Here is a 14,182-nt window from a genome sequence, read left to right on the forward strand (position 1 = left end):
CGATCATGAGCACCGTCTTCCGGCGGCGGATCTCGCCCACCGAGCGCATGTACTTCCCCATGCGGGATATGGCGCCGCCGTTTCTGATGCAACTGGCGATTCCGGGAACCGGAACCCTCGACGCGGAGCGGTTGCGCCGTGCGGTCGCGGTCGCGGCCGCCGCCTGCCCGGGCGCGCGGCTGCGGCGCGAGGGCAAGTACTGGGTGGACACCGGTGTGCCGCCCGCCGTGCGCGAGATTCCCGGTCACGTCGTGAACTACGACCGCCTCGAGGCGGATCCGGTCCTCGCGTCGGCGATCGGCCCCACCCAGGAGACCACCTGTGAGGTGTTGCTGCTGACCGGCGACCCGGTCACCGTGATCTTGCGGGTGTTCCACGGCGTCATGGACGGGATGGGCATGGTGCTATGGGCCCGCAACGTCCTCGCCGCGCTGCGTGGTGAACAGCCGGAGGAGCTTCGCGACCCGGTCGCCGATCGAGAACTGGTGCGGCGCCTCGGCGCACCCGGCCGCCCCACCGCGATGATTCCCCGCTTCCGCTCGGCGGTCGGCCACGGCCGTCAGGAGGTGGGCAGCCCCCGGCATCTGCTGCGGCATCGCAGTATCGCCGCCACCGGTTCCGGTGCGGTGGCGCGGGTGTCGGCGCTGCTGGCCGACGCCGCGGGCAGCACGCAGCGGATCATGGTGCCGGTCGATCTGCGCCGCCACGACCCGCAACTGCGGTCGACGGCGAATCTGGCGTTGCCGCTGTTCCTCGACATCCGGCCCGGCCAGGATTGGCGGCAGGTGCGCGAAGGCATGCGCGCGGGTCTGCGGGAACGCACCGAACTCAACCAGTTGGCCGCCAGCGCGATCGCCACCGCGCCGCATGCCGTCGGCCGCACCATTCTGCGCACCACCAATGCGCTCGGCGCCCGTTTCGGGCGCAATCTCGCCTCGGCGACGGTCTCGCATATGGGCCGCTTCGATCTGGGGGAACTGGCGGTGCCCGGCTGGTCGCCCACGGCGGTGCGGGTGCTGCCGCAGCACAGCGTCGCGATGCCGCTGCTGTTCGCGATGGTGGAGGCCGGCGGTCGCACCGAGCTGACGGTCTCCGCGCGCAACGGCCACGGCATCGAGGATCGGCTCGAAACATTGCTGGACCGCATCGCGGCAACCCTGGAAAGCGAACTGCCGCAGCCGGATCCGGTCCTCGCATGACGCGCTGGGCGCGGCTCGTCGGTACCCGACCGACACTGGTACTGCTGGCGGCGATCGGTGTGGCGATCGTGTGCGGACTGTTCGGCGCCGACGTCCAGCAACGAGTGAGCGCGGCCGGATTCGCCGATCCCGGAAGCGAATCCGCGCTCGTCGACCGGGTGGTCACCGCGCATCTGGGCCGCCAGAACCCCGATGTGATCGCGATCTACACCGCGCCCGACGGACAGGACCTCACCACACTGGGCCCGCGCGTCCAGCAGGCGGTGGACCACATCGATCCGGCGCTGCTGGCGCAGCCGGTGCAGACCTATTGGAACAACGCCCCACCGCGCCAGGGTTTCCTGCGGTCGGCGGACGGCCGGCAGGGGCTGGCCGTGGTGTTCGCCGCCGGCGACGACAATCAGCGCATCGCGGCCTACCACGACATCGCCGCGGCGCTGACCGTATCCGGTGTCTCGGTGCGCTTCACCGGCTACAGCGCACTCGCCGACGAGATCGACCGCCAGTCCCGCCACGATCTGATTCTCGCCGAATCAGTCTCGCTACCCATCACATCGGCGATTCTGGTGCTGGTGTTCGGCGGGGTGGTCGCCGCCGGCCTGCCGCTGCTGGTGGGTGTGCTCGCCGTCGTGGGCTCACTGGGCGCGGTCGGAGTGATCGCGCACCTCACCGAGGTGAGTGTGTTCGCCGTCAACGTGGCCTCGCTGCTGGGGCTCGGGCTGGCCATCGACTACGGGCTGTTCGTCGTGACTCGATTCCGGGAGGAACTCGCCGCGGGCGCCGCGGTCCCCGAGGCGGTGACCCGCACCCTGGCCACCGCCGGCCGCACCGTCGGATTCTCGGCGCTGCTGCTGGCCTGCGCCTTCGCCGGGACGTTCGTCTTCCCGCAGGCCGTGCTGCGATCGCTGGGCTTCGGGGCCATCGCGGCAGTGCTGCTGGCCGCGGGGCTGTCGCTGACCGTTCTGCCGGCCGCGCTCGCGCTGCTCGGTCACCGCGTCGGCGCCTGGAGCTGGCGCCGAGACGCCTTCGACCGCGGACAACGGCGTGCCGAGCGATGGTGGGGGCGGGTGGTCGACGCGGTGGTGCGCCGGCCCGGAGTCGTGGCCGTCACCGTCGGCGGACTGCTGCTCGTACTCGCCACCCCGGTGCTGGGCGTCCGGCTCGGCGATGTCGACCACACGGCCCTGCCTGCGGGCAATGGCGTGCGCGCCGGCGTCGACGAACTCGCCACCCGTTTCCCGGAGGCCGGCAGCGGCGCGACCGTCCTGCTGCGCGGTGACGGCGCCCCACCCGACGCCCGGCCCACCGCCGCCGCGATCCGCGCGCTCGGCGCGATCCCGGGTGTGCACGACGTGCAGCGACTCGCCACGGTGGACGACGCGGTCGTGCTGCACGCCGCGCTGGACGACCCCGACCGCTCCCCGGCCGCAACCGAAACCGTCACGCGCATACGGGAACTCGACCCACCCGACGGCGTCGACATCCAGGTGGGCGGCGACACCGCGGCCACCGTGGACAGCGTCGCGGCCATCACCTCCCGGATGCCGCTGATGATCGCGGTGATGGTGCTCGCCACGCTGATCCTGCTCGGCGCGGCGTTCCGCTCGGCGGTGCTTCCGGTCAAGGCGGTACTGCTGGCCTTCCTCAGCCTGGCGGCGACCTTCGGCATCCTGACCTGGATCTTCTGCCGGGGCCATCTGGCCGATCTGCTGCACGTGAGCGTGGGACCGCTCTCGGCGGGGATGATGGTGCTGATCATCGCCGTCGTCTTCGGGCTCTCCACCGACTACGAGGTCTTCCTGCTCTCACGCATGGTCGAGGCGCGCCACGCCGGTTGCGACACCGTGTCCGCGGTCCGCACCGGCACGGTTCGCACCGCACGCGTGATCACCGCCGCCGCAACGCTTCTGGTGTTCATCACGGGTGCCTTCACACTGTCCCCGCTGACCCCGATGCGGTTCCTCGGCCTCGGCATGATCCTGGCGCTGATCATCGACGCCACGCTGGTGCGGATGCTGCTGGTGCCGGCGCTGGTGCGCTTGATGGGCCCGCTGAACTGGTGGCCGATGCGGCCCGCCCGCGATCGTTACCCCGAAGGTAATGGACCTCGCGCACGCGTACGGGCAAGCTCGACATCATGATCGATACCGAAGGAACCCGGCTGTTCCACAGCACCATGCCGTTCACCGAGAAGCTCGGCGTCGAGGTGCTCGAGCACGGGCCGAAGCTGGTGCGCAGCCGGCTCGCGTGGGACGCGAGCCTGTGCACGCTGGGCGGCGCCCTGCACGGTGGGGTGCTGATGTCGCTGGCCGACGCCACCGGCGCGGTGTGCGCGTACCTGAATCTGCCGGAGGGCAAACAGGGCACCACGACCGTGGAGTCGAAGACGAACTTCCTGCGGGCGGTACGGTCCGGTTACGCGGTGGCCTCGTCGACGCCGCTGCACGCGGGGCGCAGTTTCATCGTGGTGGAGACCGAAATCCACGACGACGCCGGCAAACTCGTCGGCAAGGTCACCCAGACCCAAGCGGTGTTGTGAGCGCGCGAGCGCGCTCATCACACGCCGGGCCCGGCGCTGATCGCCATCCGCCCCACGGTGCGGCGGGTGGCGATCAGATCGACGACGCCGTCCAGTTCGGTCCAGTCACGCACCTCCACGTGCGGCCGTAACACATTCTGCTCCAACAGCTTCCACAACTCCGCCCGATACCGCTCGATCAGCTCGGGCTCGGTCCGCGACAGCAATCCCATCGAGAAGCCGGTGACCGTTTTGAGGTCACCCAGCAGCGTGGAGGTGTCGACCGCGCCGCCGCCCGCGCTGAAGGCGACCAGCGTGCCGCGCGGTCCCAGGCTGTCCACCCCGCGCTGCACCACGTCGCCGCCGACACCGTCGAGCACGATGTCGAAGGTCTCGGACCACGGACGGTCGTAGGTCAGCGCGGCATCGGCGCCGCACTCCCGCACGAAATCGAACTTGCCGGCCGATCCGACCGCGCCGACCACCCGGGTCGCTCCGGCCGCCCGGGCGAGCTGCAGCGCCAGATGTCCGGCCCCGGAGGCGGCGGCGGTGATCAGAACCGAGCTGCCCGCAACGGATTTCGCGGCCCGCACCACGCCCATCGCGACCAGGCCGCCACGCACCACGGCCAGGGCGTCGGCCGCCCGCACACCGGCCGGGATCTCGGTGACCATCGCCGGTGTGGCACAGACGTATTCGGCATACAACGAGGCGAACACCACACCGCCGACGCGGGTGCCGATCCAGGATTCGTCGAGGCCGGAGCCCACCGCGACCACCGTTCCGACCATCTCCCCGCCGGGATTCGCCGCGGCGTCGGCCCGCAGCATTCGCACCAGTCCGACACTCACACCGGTCAACTCGGTGCGGACCAGCACTTGCCCAGGGCCGGGCACGGGACGCTCGACCTCCACCATCCGGGCGTCGGCGATGCGATCCGCGGCGGGGGTGAACTGAATTGCGCGCACTGACAGCGCCTTTCGACCTGGGCGGCATGCGGCCGCGAACTGATACTCGGAGATGCCTCGGCAGCTGTTGCGGGCAACCTCATCGAATACTTACTACCGACGTAAGATTATGCAGATGCGTCAACATACGTCAAGGCGATTTTTACGTCGGTATAACCTTCTTCCATGACCAGCGCACCCCCGGGACTACGGGAGACCAAGAAGCAGCGGACCCGCCAGGAGATCTCCGACACCGCGACCAGGCTGTTCATCGAGCGCGGATTCGAGGCGACCACGATCGCCGAGATCGCCGAGGCCGCACGAGTGGCGAAGAAGACCGTCACCAACTACTTCCCCCGCAAGGAGGATCTGGCGCTGGACCATCACGAGCAGTTCGTCGGAGCTCTCGCCGCAGCGGTGACCGCCCGCGCCGCGCACGAATCGGCCCTCGACGCGCTACGGCGCCGGTTCCGTACCGCGGCACAGGATCACGCCGCCGACCTCGGCTTCTCGGGGCCGGAATTCAGCCGCATGCTCGCCGACAGCCCCACGCTCACCGCGCGGGTGCGCGAACTCCACGAGCTGCGCGAACAGGCCCTGGCCGAGGTACTGCCCGGGGACGATCTGCTGCGCCGCGCGGCCGCCGCCCAGTTCACGGCGGCCTGCCGCCTGCTGTTCCAGCGGATTCAGCAGCTACAACTGTCGGGCGGCTCGCGCCGACACGTCGCGGCCACCGTCACCGCCGAGGCCGAGCGGATCTTCGACCTGCTGGAACCGGCCTTCGGCGATTACGGCCGCGCATCAGAGTGAACGGATCAGAGTGAACGCAGCCGCGGCACCAGCTCCGCCGCGCGTTCGGCGTATTCGACCGGATCCCGGTCGGGCATGATGTCGAATTGCGTAATCCCCAGTGCCGCATAGCGTTCGGCGTCGGCGACGAAGGCGTCGGGATCGTTGACGACCGGGCCGATATAGGTGGCGGTCTTGCGGATCGCGTCGTAATCGCGCCCCTCCGCCGCGCAGTGCGCGCGCAGCACGTCGAGTTTGTGCGCCACATCCTCGGGCGAGGAGGCGAACAGATTGCACGCGTCGGCGTAGCGGGCGACCAGCAGCAGAGTCTTCTTCTCTCCGCCACCACCGATCAGGATCGGCGGCCGCGGACGGCTCAACGGCGCCGGTACACACAGTGTTTCGTCCAACCGGTAGTGCGTCCCCCGGTACGGGCCGTTGTCGTCGCTCCACATCTGCAGGCAGATCTGCAGGGTCTCCTCGAGTCGTTCGAAGCGCTCCCCCATCGGCACCAGCGGCACACCCAGCCCGCGCTGCTCCCGCTCGTACCAGGAGGCGCCGATACCGAGCTGCGCCCGCCCGCCCGACAGCACATCCAGGGTGGTGACGATCTTGGCGAGCAGACCGGGATACCGGTACATCACCCCGGTCACCAGCACTGCCAGGCGCATCCGCTCGGTCAGCGCGGCGACGTACCCCAGGGTCGTATAGGCCTCGAGCATCGGCTCCTCGGCCACCCCGGTGTGTTCCATCTGGAAGTAGTGATCCATCACCGTGAATTCGGTGAAACCGCCCTCCTCGGCGATCCGCGCGGTCTCCGCGATGGCACCGGCGGTGCGCGCCGGATCGGCGGGAGTCGAGAAGTTCCAGTAGTGCAGACTCAGTTCCATGACGCCTCGATTCTGCGCAGCGGTGGACAGGTGTCGATACCCGCACCCAGCCTATCCATCGCCGCCGCGCCGACCGCCGACGACCGGTGCGGCCGAGATGAATCCGTTGCGGCCGTGGCCTATTCGAAGTCGGCGCGATGGTCGCGGGCCCATTCCCGGAAGGTGCGAGCGGGGCGGCCGGTGATCTGCTCCACGCCCGGATGGATCACCGAGGTGAACGAATCCAGCGCGGTGGCCCGCAGCGCCATGATCGCATCGGCCATGACCTCGTCGACCCCGGCGCCGAGCAGGGCGGCATGCGCCTGCGCCGGTTCGGTGGACACATAGCGCAGCGGCCGCGCCAGAACCTCCGACAGAATCCCGGTCTGCTCCGCCGGCGTCAACGCCTGCGGCCCGCTCAGCGTATGGATGCGGCCGTCGTGCCCCGCCTCGACCAGTGCGGCGACGGCGACCGCGGCGATATCCGCCGGGTCGATCACCGCGATACGCCCGTGCCCGTAGGGCGCGTAGACCGTAATGTGCTCGCGGACCGTCGGCGCCCAGTGCAGAGCGTTCGACATGAAGCCCAAGGGGCGCAGGATCGTCCACGCGAGCCCGCTGTCGACAACCGCACGCTCACCGGCGCGATGCCAGGCCGGGATCGGATCGGTCGCCTCGGCATCGCCGGCGCGCCCCGAGGACAGCTTCACGATGCGCTCGGCCCCCGCCCGCGCGGCCGCGGTCACGATATTGCGGTCGTGTTCGGCGAGATCGGGCCCGGACGACAGCACAAACACCCGCGATACCCCGCGCAGGGCGGGCGGCAACGTGTCCGGCCGCCCGGGATCGCCGCCGACGACCTCCACCCCCGGTGGCAGTGCGGCGGCATCGGGGCGACGCGTCAGGGCGCGCACCGGTTCACCCACGGCGAGCAGGTGATCGATCACGGCACGTCCGACGGTTCCGGTGGATCCGGTTACGAGAATCATGAGCACTCCATCTCCCGGTAAGGGGTCTCGACCGCGGGACTGCGGCCCGCGCTCGATCAGGGTCCGATCCGGGAGTCATATCCGGCGATCCAGCGCACCGGCCGATGCGAAAACCCCCGCCTGGGCCGGGCGCCGCGCCGATTTCGTGCATCGAAGGGCTTTCCCGCACGAATTCTCGCCATCCCCGGCGCCGCGCCCGCGGCGCTCGCTCGCACAACGTAACTCGTTCGATACTGGTTAATTGCCCGCTACCGAGTCCACTGGACTTATCCTGCCCACATGACAACCAGCAAAGAGGGAGTTTACGTGGGGCCATTGCACCAATTGGCCCGTGGCGCATGGCAATCATTGCTGGTCATCGGCCTGCTGTCGGTGATCGTCGGGATTATCGTGCTCGTCTGGCCCGGTCCGACGCTCGCCGTGGCCGGCATTCTGTTCGGCGTATACCTGCTGATCTCCGGAATTCTGCAGTTGATCGCCGCCTTCGGCCCGCACGTCAGCACCGGCTACCGGGTGCTGACCCTCATCAGCGGCATCCTGTCGTTCATCCTCGCCTTCTTCGCCTTCCGCAGCATCGGCAACTCCCTGGTGCTGCTGGGCCTGTGGATCGGCATCAGCTGGCTGTTCCGCGGCATCGCCGCCATGGTCGCGGGAGCCGAGACGCCGCAAGGGGTTCCGGGTCGCGGCTGGTCGATCTTCTTCGGCATCCTGCTGTTGATCGGTGGTATCGCACTGGTGGTCTGGCCCATCCACTCGATCACCGTGCTGGCACTGGTCGTCGGCTGGTGGCTGATCTTCATGGGCGTGATGGAGATGATCTACGCCATCGAGGTCCGCAGCGTGGCCAAGAAAACTCCCGTCGACCTGTAATCGGCCGGCACACCCCTTCGCCCCGGCGCGAATTCGCCTGGGGCGACGTCGTGCGCCTGCGAACCGGGCCTTTCCCCTGCTACCGTCGGGTCCCCTACAGGTTGCCCGCAAGGAGATTCACCATGGGTATCATCACGATGATCATCATCGGCCTCATCGCCGGTGCGATCGCTCGCCTCCTGGTTCCCGGTAAGGAGAACTTCGGCTGGATTCTGACCATCGTGCTGGGCATCGTCGGCGGGACCCTGGGCAGTCTGGTCTTCGCCCCGCACAAGTTCAGCGTCCACCCGCCCGTCCAGCACACTTTCCTCGGCGCGATCGTCGGTGCCGTGATCATTCTGGTCATCTACAAGGCGATCCGCAGTCGCGCCTGAGCGCACGAGCGACGGGCCCGGCTCCTGCTTCGGAGCCGGGCCCGTTGCCGTCATGGGTCAGGGGCGGCAGACCGCCGACTGGTTGTGCCCGCCGATCTGCGAGAACAATCCACGCGGAAACAGGATGCCGTACAGCGAGATGTCGAGGGAGCACAAATACGCGGTGGCGTAGGTCCCGTCCCCGGAGAACTTGCCGACATCGGATAGGATTCCGGGCAGATCGATCGCGGCCTGATCCAATTTCGCGCCGTTGTTGATCAGCAGCGTCAGCGCGTCCCGGGTGGAGTTCTGCGCGGGGACCAGCTTCGGCTGCACCTGCGAGACCATCGCCACCAAACTATCGGTGGCACCGGCGATCTGCTCCGTCGAGGCCAGCAACGACTGCCCCTGTTCGTAGAGGCCGCTGACCAGCGCGCGGGTCTGGGTGATCAGGGTTTCCAGTTCGTCGCTGCGCCGGGCCAGGCCCGACATCACTCCGGACAGGTTCGTGATGATGTCTTTCAGAATCGCGTCGCGCCGCTCGAAGTCGGTGGCCAGTGCGGCGGCCTGGGTGATGAAGGTGGACAACGACACCCCGTCGCCCTGCAGCGCCTGGATCAACGTCGTCGACAGGTCGTTCACCTGCTCCGGGAGCAGATTCTCGAACAGCGGCTGAAAACCGTTGAGGAAGGCCGAGATATCGAAGGAGGGCTCGGTGCGTTCCAGCGGGATCCGACCACCGGCCGCGAGGAGGCGCGAATCCGGCGCGGTACCGGGCGCCAGCGCGAGATACCGCTGACCGATCAGGTTCTGATAGCGGACCAGCGCCTTGGTGTCGCTGTAGAGGTGCTGATCGCGCTGCACCTCGAAGGTCACCTTCGCCAGATGCTTGTTGGTCTGTGGGTTGACGTCGAAGCCGATCGCGGTGATCTTGCCGACCCGCACACCGGCGATGCGCACGTCGTCGTTGGGCCGCAGCCCGAGCACATCGCTGAAGATCGCCGAATAACGGTCGGTCGGGCCGTTCACCGTGCGCGCCAGCGTATTCCAGATCACCACCGTGACCAGAACCGAGACGATGGCGAATGCGCCGAACCCGAGCGCCTGCTTGCGGATGCTCACCACGCCTCCTCGAACTTCCCCACGAAACCCGAAAACGCCGGCAATGATTGCGCTGACCGCAGGCACTGTAGCCGGAGGCGTCCGGTGGTGACCTATGCCACGCCGGTCGGGAACGACAACAGCCCGGCGCTGGTCGCGCCGGGCTGTTGTGCAGACGGTACGAGGGGACGTACCGGGGTATGGATCAGTCGATGATCGAGCCGTTGGAGGCCGCGCGCTGCTTCGCGGCGCGGGCCGCCTTCCGCTCGGCACGGATCTGTTCGAGTTCCTGCTCGAGGCTGTCCGCGATGCGGAACTGGCCGGTGTCGTAGGCGCTCAGGGGATCCGAGTCGTCGTCGGCGGCATCGGATTTCGGGGGCTTGCTCGCCTTGCCGTCGGCGACCGAATCCGCCGCATCGGTATCGGACCGGCGAGTCGAGGACTTCTTCGGGGTCCAGATGTCCGGCTCGACGATCGGATCGACCGTCTCCACCGTGCGCGCGGACTCGGTGGCCGGCGCCTCGGTGGTGGTGTCGCCGGCGCCGGGCAGCGCGGCCATCGGGGCCGGGCGGGTGTCGGGCGCGGACTGCCGGATGAAGCTGACGAAGGTCGGCATGCTGCGGCGGATCTGTTCGGCCGGGTCGGGCAGATCGCGGATCTGATCGGTGGCCTGGGTGATGGCCTGGCCGTAGCGCTGGCTGGCCGCGTCGTGCACCAGCAGCGCCACACCGATCATCACCGGCGCCACGGCGTGCACGCCGACGTTGTACCAGTCGCCGCTGCGCAGGTACGGGTAGGTGTTGAGGCCGACGGTCAGCGCCAGCAGGGCCAGTTCGGCGAGCGCGACCTGACGGCGGCTCTCCAGGATGCCCCATTCGGCGACCTTGTTGGTGCCGATCATGATGATGACCAGGCAGACGCTGATCATGCCTTCGAGCAGGTAGCTGAACCAGTACAGCGGATCGGTGGGGCCACCGGGGGCGATGTTGTGCTGCACGTTGACGGCCGACCACAGCATGCCGGCGATGACCACACCCGCGAGAGCGCGCATCGACCAAGCGCGATGCCGATACAGCGACGCCACCTTGGCGTGCGGGCTGGATTCTCGTCTCTGCGCCGCAATTGCCTTGCGGGCCATCAACAGATCTCGCATATCGGCCTTCGCGATCGCTTCGGAGGTCTGCCTGGCGCGGTCGGACGTCGATGCCGCCGCCTGTACATTTTTCCAGCGCTGTTCGCGTTCCTGCTCGCGGATCTTCTCCGCGAGTTCACGTTCGGCCTGCAGCTCGTTCTCGGAGAGGGCCTCGGTCAGCGCCGGATCGAACTGGTACGCAAGCCGCCCGCGGGCCTTCTCGACCCGTCGCGCGAGCTGCCTGACCTCATCTTCTCCGGGGTGTTCGAGGGTCAACTAGACCACCGCCCGGTGAGATACGGTGGCCGGCAAGTGTTCACGAAGTGGGAACGGCACATGCCATTCATAGTCGATGAACCGCCATCTGCGAAACTGCGGATTAGCCCCAATGCCAGACTTATTCGGCGTGTCGCGCGCGGCACGCCGATTGGGCGTGTCGCAATGGGCTGTGAGGCAGCGTGTTTCACCCCGTTCAGGGTGCGCGGGCGGGGGCTCAGGCGGCAGCGGCGCGCGCCAGCATCCGGCGCACCTCGTCCGGCTCCTCCACGTCGACGACGATCCGGCTGAATTCGGTGCCGGTCAGTTCGATCCGCACCCCACGGCCGTCGAAGCGGGTATCCCAGAACTCCTTGCGGCCTTTGCCGCGGAAGACACCGGCCGCGATCACGCCCGGGAAGAAGGTGCCGGGCGCGCGCATCCACGGCGGCCGCAGATCGACCTCGGCGGGCGCGACGGCCACGACGTGGGACAGATCGAAGCGCACCCGTTCGCACAGCGAGAGCAAACGGTGGGTGCCACGGACATGGACGGTCACCGTCGTACCCGTGATCTCGATATCGACCATCGCACACCTCATCTCGCCGAGTGGGTCCTCGGGATCCATGGTGCCGATCGGTCCTGATCGGAGTCTGTGCCGATCCTTTGAAATCTCTCAGATTTGCGAACCCGGTTACCGGCCGCGATCTGCGAGGATGCGCTGTTCGAGCCGTTGCGTCAGCGAGCGCACCCGCTCGTCGACACTCAGCTTGTGATCCAGGGCCACGTTCACCGCTCCCCGCAGCAGGGCGTACGGCTCCCACCCCGCGGGCGCCACGGTGCGCGCGGACCGGCGTTCGATGGCACCGGCGATCACCTCGGCGGCCCGCCGGGCGGTGATGCGCTGATTCAGCGGCCAGGGCAGCAGCGCGCCGAATTCGGCGCCCAGCTCGTCCGCATCCAGGGTGTCGTGGGTCATCGCCGTCTCCACCACGCCGAAATAGGCGATTCCGGCCGAGGCGCCCGTTCCGCCGAGTTCCACCCGCAGCGCGCGCCCGAGCTGTTCCACCCCGGCCTTGCTCACCATGTACGGCGAACCGCCCATGCCGGGGGCGAACGCGGCACACGAGGAGACCACGACGACGTGACCGTGCGCCGCGATGACGTCGTCGAGGGCGGGTTGGACGGTGTTGAAGGCACCGGTGAGGTTGATCGCCAGCACCCGGTCGAATTCCTCGGGATCGAGCAGCCGCACGGTGGCCGGGCGCGGGACCACGCCGGCGTTGGCCACCACCACATCGATGCGCCCGAAGTTCTCCCGCACCTGTCCGACGGCCAGCCGCACCCCCTCCCGGTCGGCCACGTCGACGGTGATCGCGACCGCCCGGATGCCGAGCGCGGCCGCACTCGCGCGCACGGCCTCGGCGTCGATGTCGAACAGCGCGACGTAGGCGCCGCGGTCGTAGAGCAGCCGGGCGAGCTCGTAGCCGATGCCGGCAGCGCCGCCGGTGATCACCACCACCTTGTCGCACACGTCGAGTCGCTCCCCCCCGCCGAGCACCGGGGCCAGCAGCGTGCGCACCATATCGAACGGTCCTGTGATCATCGGATACTGCTCATCTCTGCGGTGGTCGGATCCGGTACGTGGCGCGACAGCAGGTAGGAGTCCGCGTCGAAACTCGCTACGCGGCGGCGGTATTCGAAACTCCAGTTCGGATACAGCCCGGCGTTCTCGCCCTTGTCGGTGGTGTAGTAGCTGTCGCAGCCGCCGCCCAGCCACACGGTATCGCGACTGCGCTGCCGCATCTCGTCGAGGAACCGGTCCTGCACCGAGGCCCTGACCTCGACGCGGTCGACATCATTGTCGCGCAGGGTTTTCAATGCGTCGACGATGTAGGCGATCTGCGATTCGATCATGAAGATCGCGGACTGGTTCCCGGCGGCGCCGAACGGTCCGAGGGTCAGGAACATATTCGGGAAGCCCGCGATCGCCGCGCCCAGATAGCTGCTGGGCCGGCGACGGTAGTGGTCGGCCACGGTCAGTCCGCCCACACCTTCGATCCGGTCGTAGAGTTTCGGTATCGCGCCGAACCCGGTACCCCAGATGATGGTGTCGACCGGATGTTCCGCACCGTCGGTGGTGACGATCGATCCGGGGCGGATCTCGGCGATCGATTCCGTCACCACGTCCACGTTGTCGCGAGTGAGGGCCGGATAGTACGCGTCGGAGAAGATCGCGCGCTTGCATCCGATCATGTAGTCCGGGGTCAGTTTCCGCCGCAGAGCGGGATCGCGGACCTGGCGGCGCAGTTGCATCCCCGACAGGGCCTGGAACGGATGGCGGAAGCGACGGTCGACGAATCCGACCAGTCCGAAGCTCTCGATCCCCGCGTAGTAGGCGCCCCGCAGCGCGGTGCCCAGCAGCGGCACCCGGCGCAGCAGTGCGCGCTCCACGCCGAGGGTGGACCGATCCAGGCGGGAGACGATCCACGGGGCGGAGCGCTGGAAGACCGTGAGCCGTTGCACCTTCGGCGCGATCTCGGGGATGAACTGCACCGCGGAGGCGCCGGTGCCGATCACGGCGACGCGCTCGCCGGTCAGATCGTGCTCGTGGTTCCAGTGCAGCGAGTGGAACTGGGTGCCGCGGAAGGTTTCGCGCCCCGGCATATTCGGAATCTTCGCCTCGCTGAACGGGCCGACCGCCGAGATCAGCACATCCGCGCTGAGCACGCCACGGTCGGTGCGCACGAGCCACCGCCGCCGCGATTCGTCCCATTGCGCGCGCACCACATCGGTGCCGAAACGCATATGCCGCACCACATCGTGGCGCTCGGCGACATCGCGCAGATAGCCCAGGATTTCGGGCTGACGTCCGTAGGTGCGCGACCAGTCGGGATTCGGTGCGAAGGAATAGGAGTAGAGATGCGAGGGCACATCGCAGGCGCAGCCGGGATAGGTGTTCGCCTGCCAGGTGCCACCGAGATCGTCGGCGCGTTCGAGAATTAGGAAGTCCTCGAATCCGGCCGCGCGCAACGCCACCGCGAGGCCGATTCCGGCGACTCCGGCGCCGATCACCGCGATCGGCGTGTGTTCGGCGGGGGCGCTCTCGGATACTGCCATCGTCGAATTCCTTTCGGTGCGGGCGTCGTTGCCCGAAACA

At 68.4% G+C, this 14,182-nt stretch carries 14 protein-coding genes; 6 read left to right on the forward strand and 8 right to left on the reverse strand.

Annotated elements, in window-relative coordinates; translation table 11 throughout:
- Positions 1-5 precede the first annotated feature (5 nt).
- The 3 genes from C8258_RS10680 to C8258_RS10690 are packed head-to-tail and all read left to right on the forward strand — an operon-like array spanning position 6 to position 3,738.
- The gene (locus C8258_RS10680) at positions 6-1,199 is read left to right on the forward strand and encodes a peptide synthetase (protein WP_106955037.1); all 1,194 of its coding nucleotides are present in this window, start codon (positions 6-8) and stop codon (positions 1,197-1,199) included.
- Entirely contained in the window at positions 1,196-3,340 is a 2,145-nt protein-coding gene (locus C8258_RS10685; RefSeq protein WP_106955038.1) for an MMPL family transporter, read from the forward strand. Before C8258_RS10680 ends, C8258_RS10685 begins: the two co-directional genes overlap by 4 nt.
- Positions 3,337-3,738: a PaaI family thioesterase gene (locus C8258_RS10690; protein ID WP_106955039.1), complete on the forward strand. Its 402-nt coding sequence runs from the start codon at positions 3,337-3,339 to the stop codon at positions 3,736-3,738. Before C8258_RS10685 ends, C8258_RS10690 begins: the two co-directional genes overlap by 4 nt.
- Before the next feature lie 17 nt (positions 3,739-3,755).
- Here C8258_RS10690 and C8258_RS10695 read toward each other — a convergent pair whose 3' ends face one another.
- Positions 3,756-4,685, reverse strand: a complete 930-nt coding sequence (locus tag C8258_RS10695; protein ID WP_106955040.1) for a zinc-binding alcohol dehydrogenase family protein — start codon at positions 4,683-4,685, stop codon at positions 3,756-3,758.
- A gap of 165 nt (positions 4,686-4,850) precedes the next feature.
- On the opposite strand from C8258_RS10695, the gene C8258_RS10700 reads away from it, so the two are divergent.
- Positions 4,851-5,474: a TetR/AcrR family transcriptional regulator gene (locus C8258_RS10700; RefSeq protein ID WP_106955041.1), complete on the forward strand. Its 624-nt coding sequence runs from the start codon at positions 4,851-4,853 to the stop codon at positions 5,472-5,474.
- 5 nt (positions 5,475-5,479) lie between these two features.
- Here C8258_RS10700 and C8258_RS10705 read toward each other — a convergent pair whose 3' ends face one another.
- Both C8258_RS10705 and C8258_RS10710 read right to left on the reverse strand, forming a co-directional pair.
- Entirely contained in the window at positions 5,480-6,343 is an 864-nt protein-coding gene (locus C8258_RS10705) for an LLM class F420-dependent oxidoreductase (RefSeq protein WP_106955042.1), read from the reverse strand.
- Between the two features lie 119 nt (positions 6,344-6,462).
- On the reverse strand, positions 6,463-7,311 hold the full coding sequence (locus tag C8258_RS10710) for an NAD(P)H-binding protein (RefSeq protein ID WP_106955043.1): 849 nt from the start codon (positions 7,309-7,311) through the stop codon (positions 6,463-6,465).
- A 279-nt stretch (positions 7,312-7,590) separates the two neighbouring features.
- Here C8258_RS10710 and C8258_RS10715 point away from each other — a divergent pair, with 279 nt between their 5' ends.
- Together C8258_RS10715 and C8258_RS10720 are read left to right on the forward strand one after the other, a co-directional pair.
- A complete protein-coding gene (locus C8258_RS10715) occupies positions 7,591-8,181 on the forward strand; it encodes an HdeD family acid-resistance protein (RefSeq protein WP_036505762.1) in 591 nt (196 codons plus the stop codon).
- A gap of 122 nt (positions 8,182-8,303) precedes the next feature.
- Positions 8,304-8,555, forward strand: coding sequence for a GlsB/YeaQ/YmgE family stress response membrane protein (locus C8258_RS10720; protein ID WP_106955044.1), 252 nt, complete (start codon positions 8,304-8,306; stop codon positions 8,553-8,555).
- Positions 8,556-8,612: 57 nt separating this feature from the next.
- Here C8258_RS10720 and C8258_RS10725 read toward each other — a convergent pair whose 3' ends face one another.
- The 5 genes from C8258_RS10725 to C8258_RS10745 all read right to left on the reverse strand — a co-directional run bounded on the left by C8258_RS10725 (position 8,613) and on the right by C8258_RS10745 (position 14,142).
- The gene (locus C8258_RS10725; protein ID WP_106955176.1) at positions 8,613-9,656 is read right to left on the reverse strand and encodes an MCE family protein; all 1,044 of its coding nucleotides are present in this window, start codon (positions 9,654-9,656) and stop codon (positions 8,613-8,615) included.
- A 184-nt stretch (positions 9,657-9,840) separates the two neighbouring features.
- On the reverse strand, positions 9,841-11,043 hold the full coding sequence (locus C8258_RS10730) for a hypothetical protein (RefSeq protein WP_106955045.1): 1,203 nt from the start codon (positions 11,041-11,043) through the stop codon (positions 9,841-9,843).
- A 217-nt stretch (positions 11,044-11,260) separates the two neighbouring features.
- The gene (locus tag C8258_RS10735) at positions 11,261-11,611 is read right to left on the reverse strand and encodes a hypothetical protein (RefSeq protein WP_106955177.1); all 351 of its coding nucleotides are present in this window, start codon (positions 11,609-11,611) and stop codon (positions 11,261-11,263) included.
- Positions 11,612-11,716: 105 nt separating this feature from the next.
- A complete protein-coding gene (locus C8258_RS10740) occupies positions 11,717-12,628 on the reverse strand; it encodes a short-chain dehydrogenase/reductase (RefSeq protein ID WP_369974740.1) in 912 nt (303 codons plus the stop codon).
- A complete protein-coding gene (locus C8258_RS10745) occupies positions 12,625-14,142 on the reverse strand; it encodes an NAD(P)/FAD-dependent oxidoreductase (RefSeq protein WP_106955046.1) in 1,518 nt (505 codons plus the stop codon). The genes C8258_RS10740 and C8258_RS10745 overlap by 4 nt, the downstream gene beginning before the upstream one ends.
- Between the last annotated feature and the right edge of the window lie 40 nt (positions 14,143-14,182).

Origin of the sequence: Nocardia sp. MDA0666 (assembly GCF_003023875.1) — a bacterium.
GTDB lineage: Bacteria > Actinomycetota > Actinomycetes > Mycobacteriales > Mycobacteriaceae > Nocardia > Nocardia aobensis.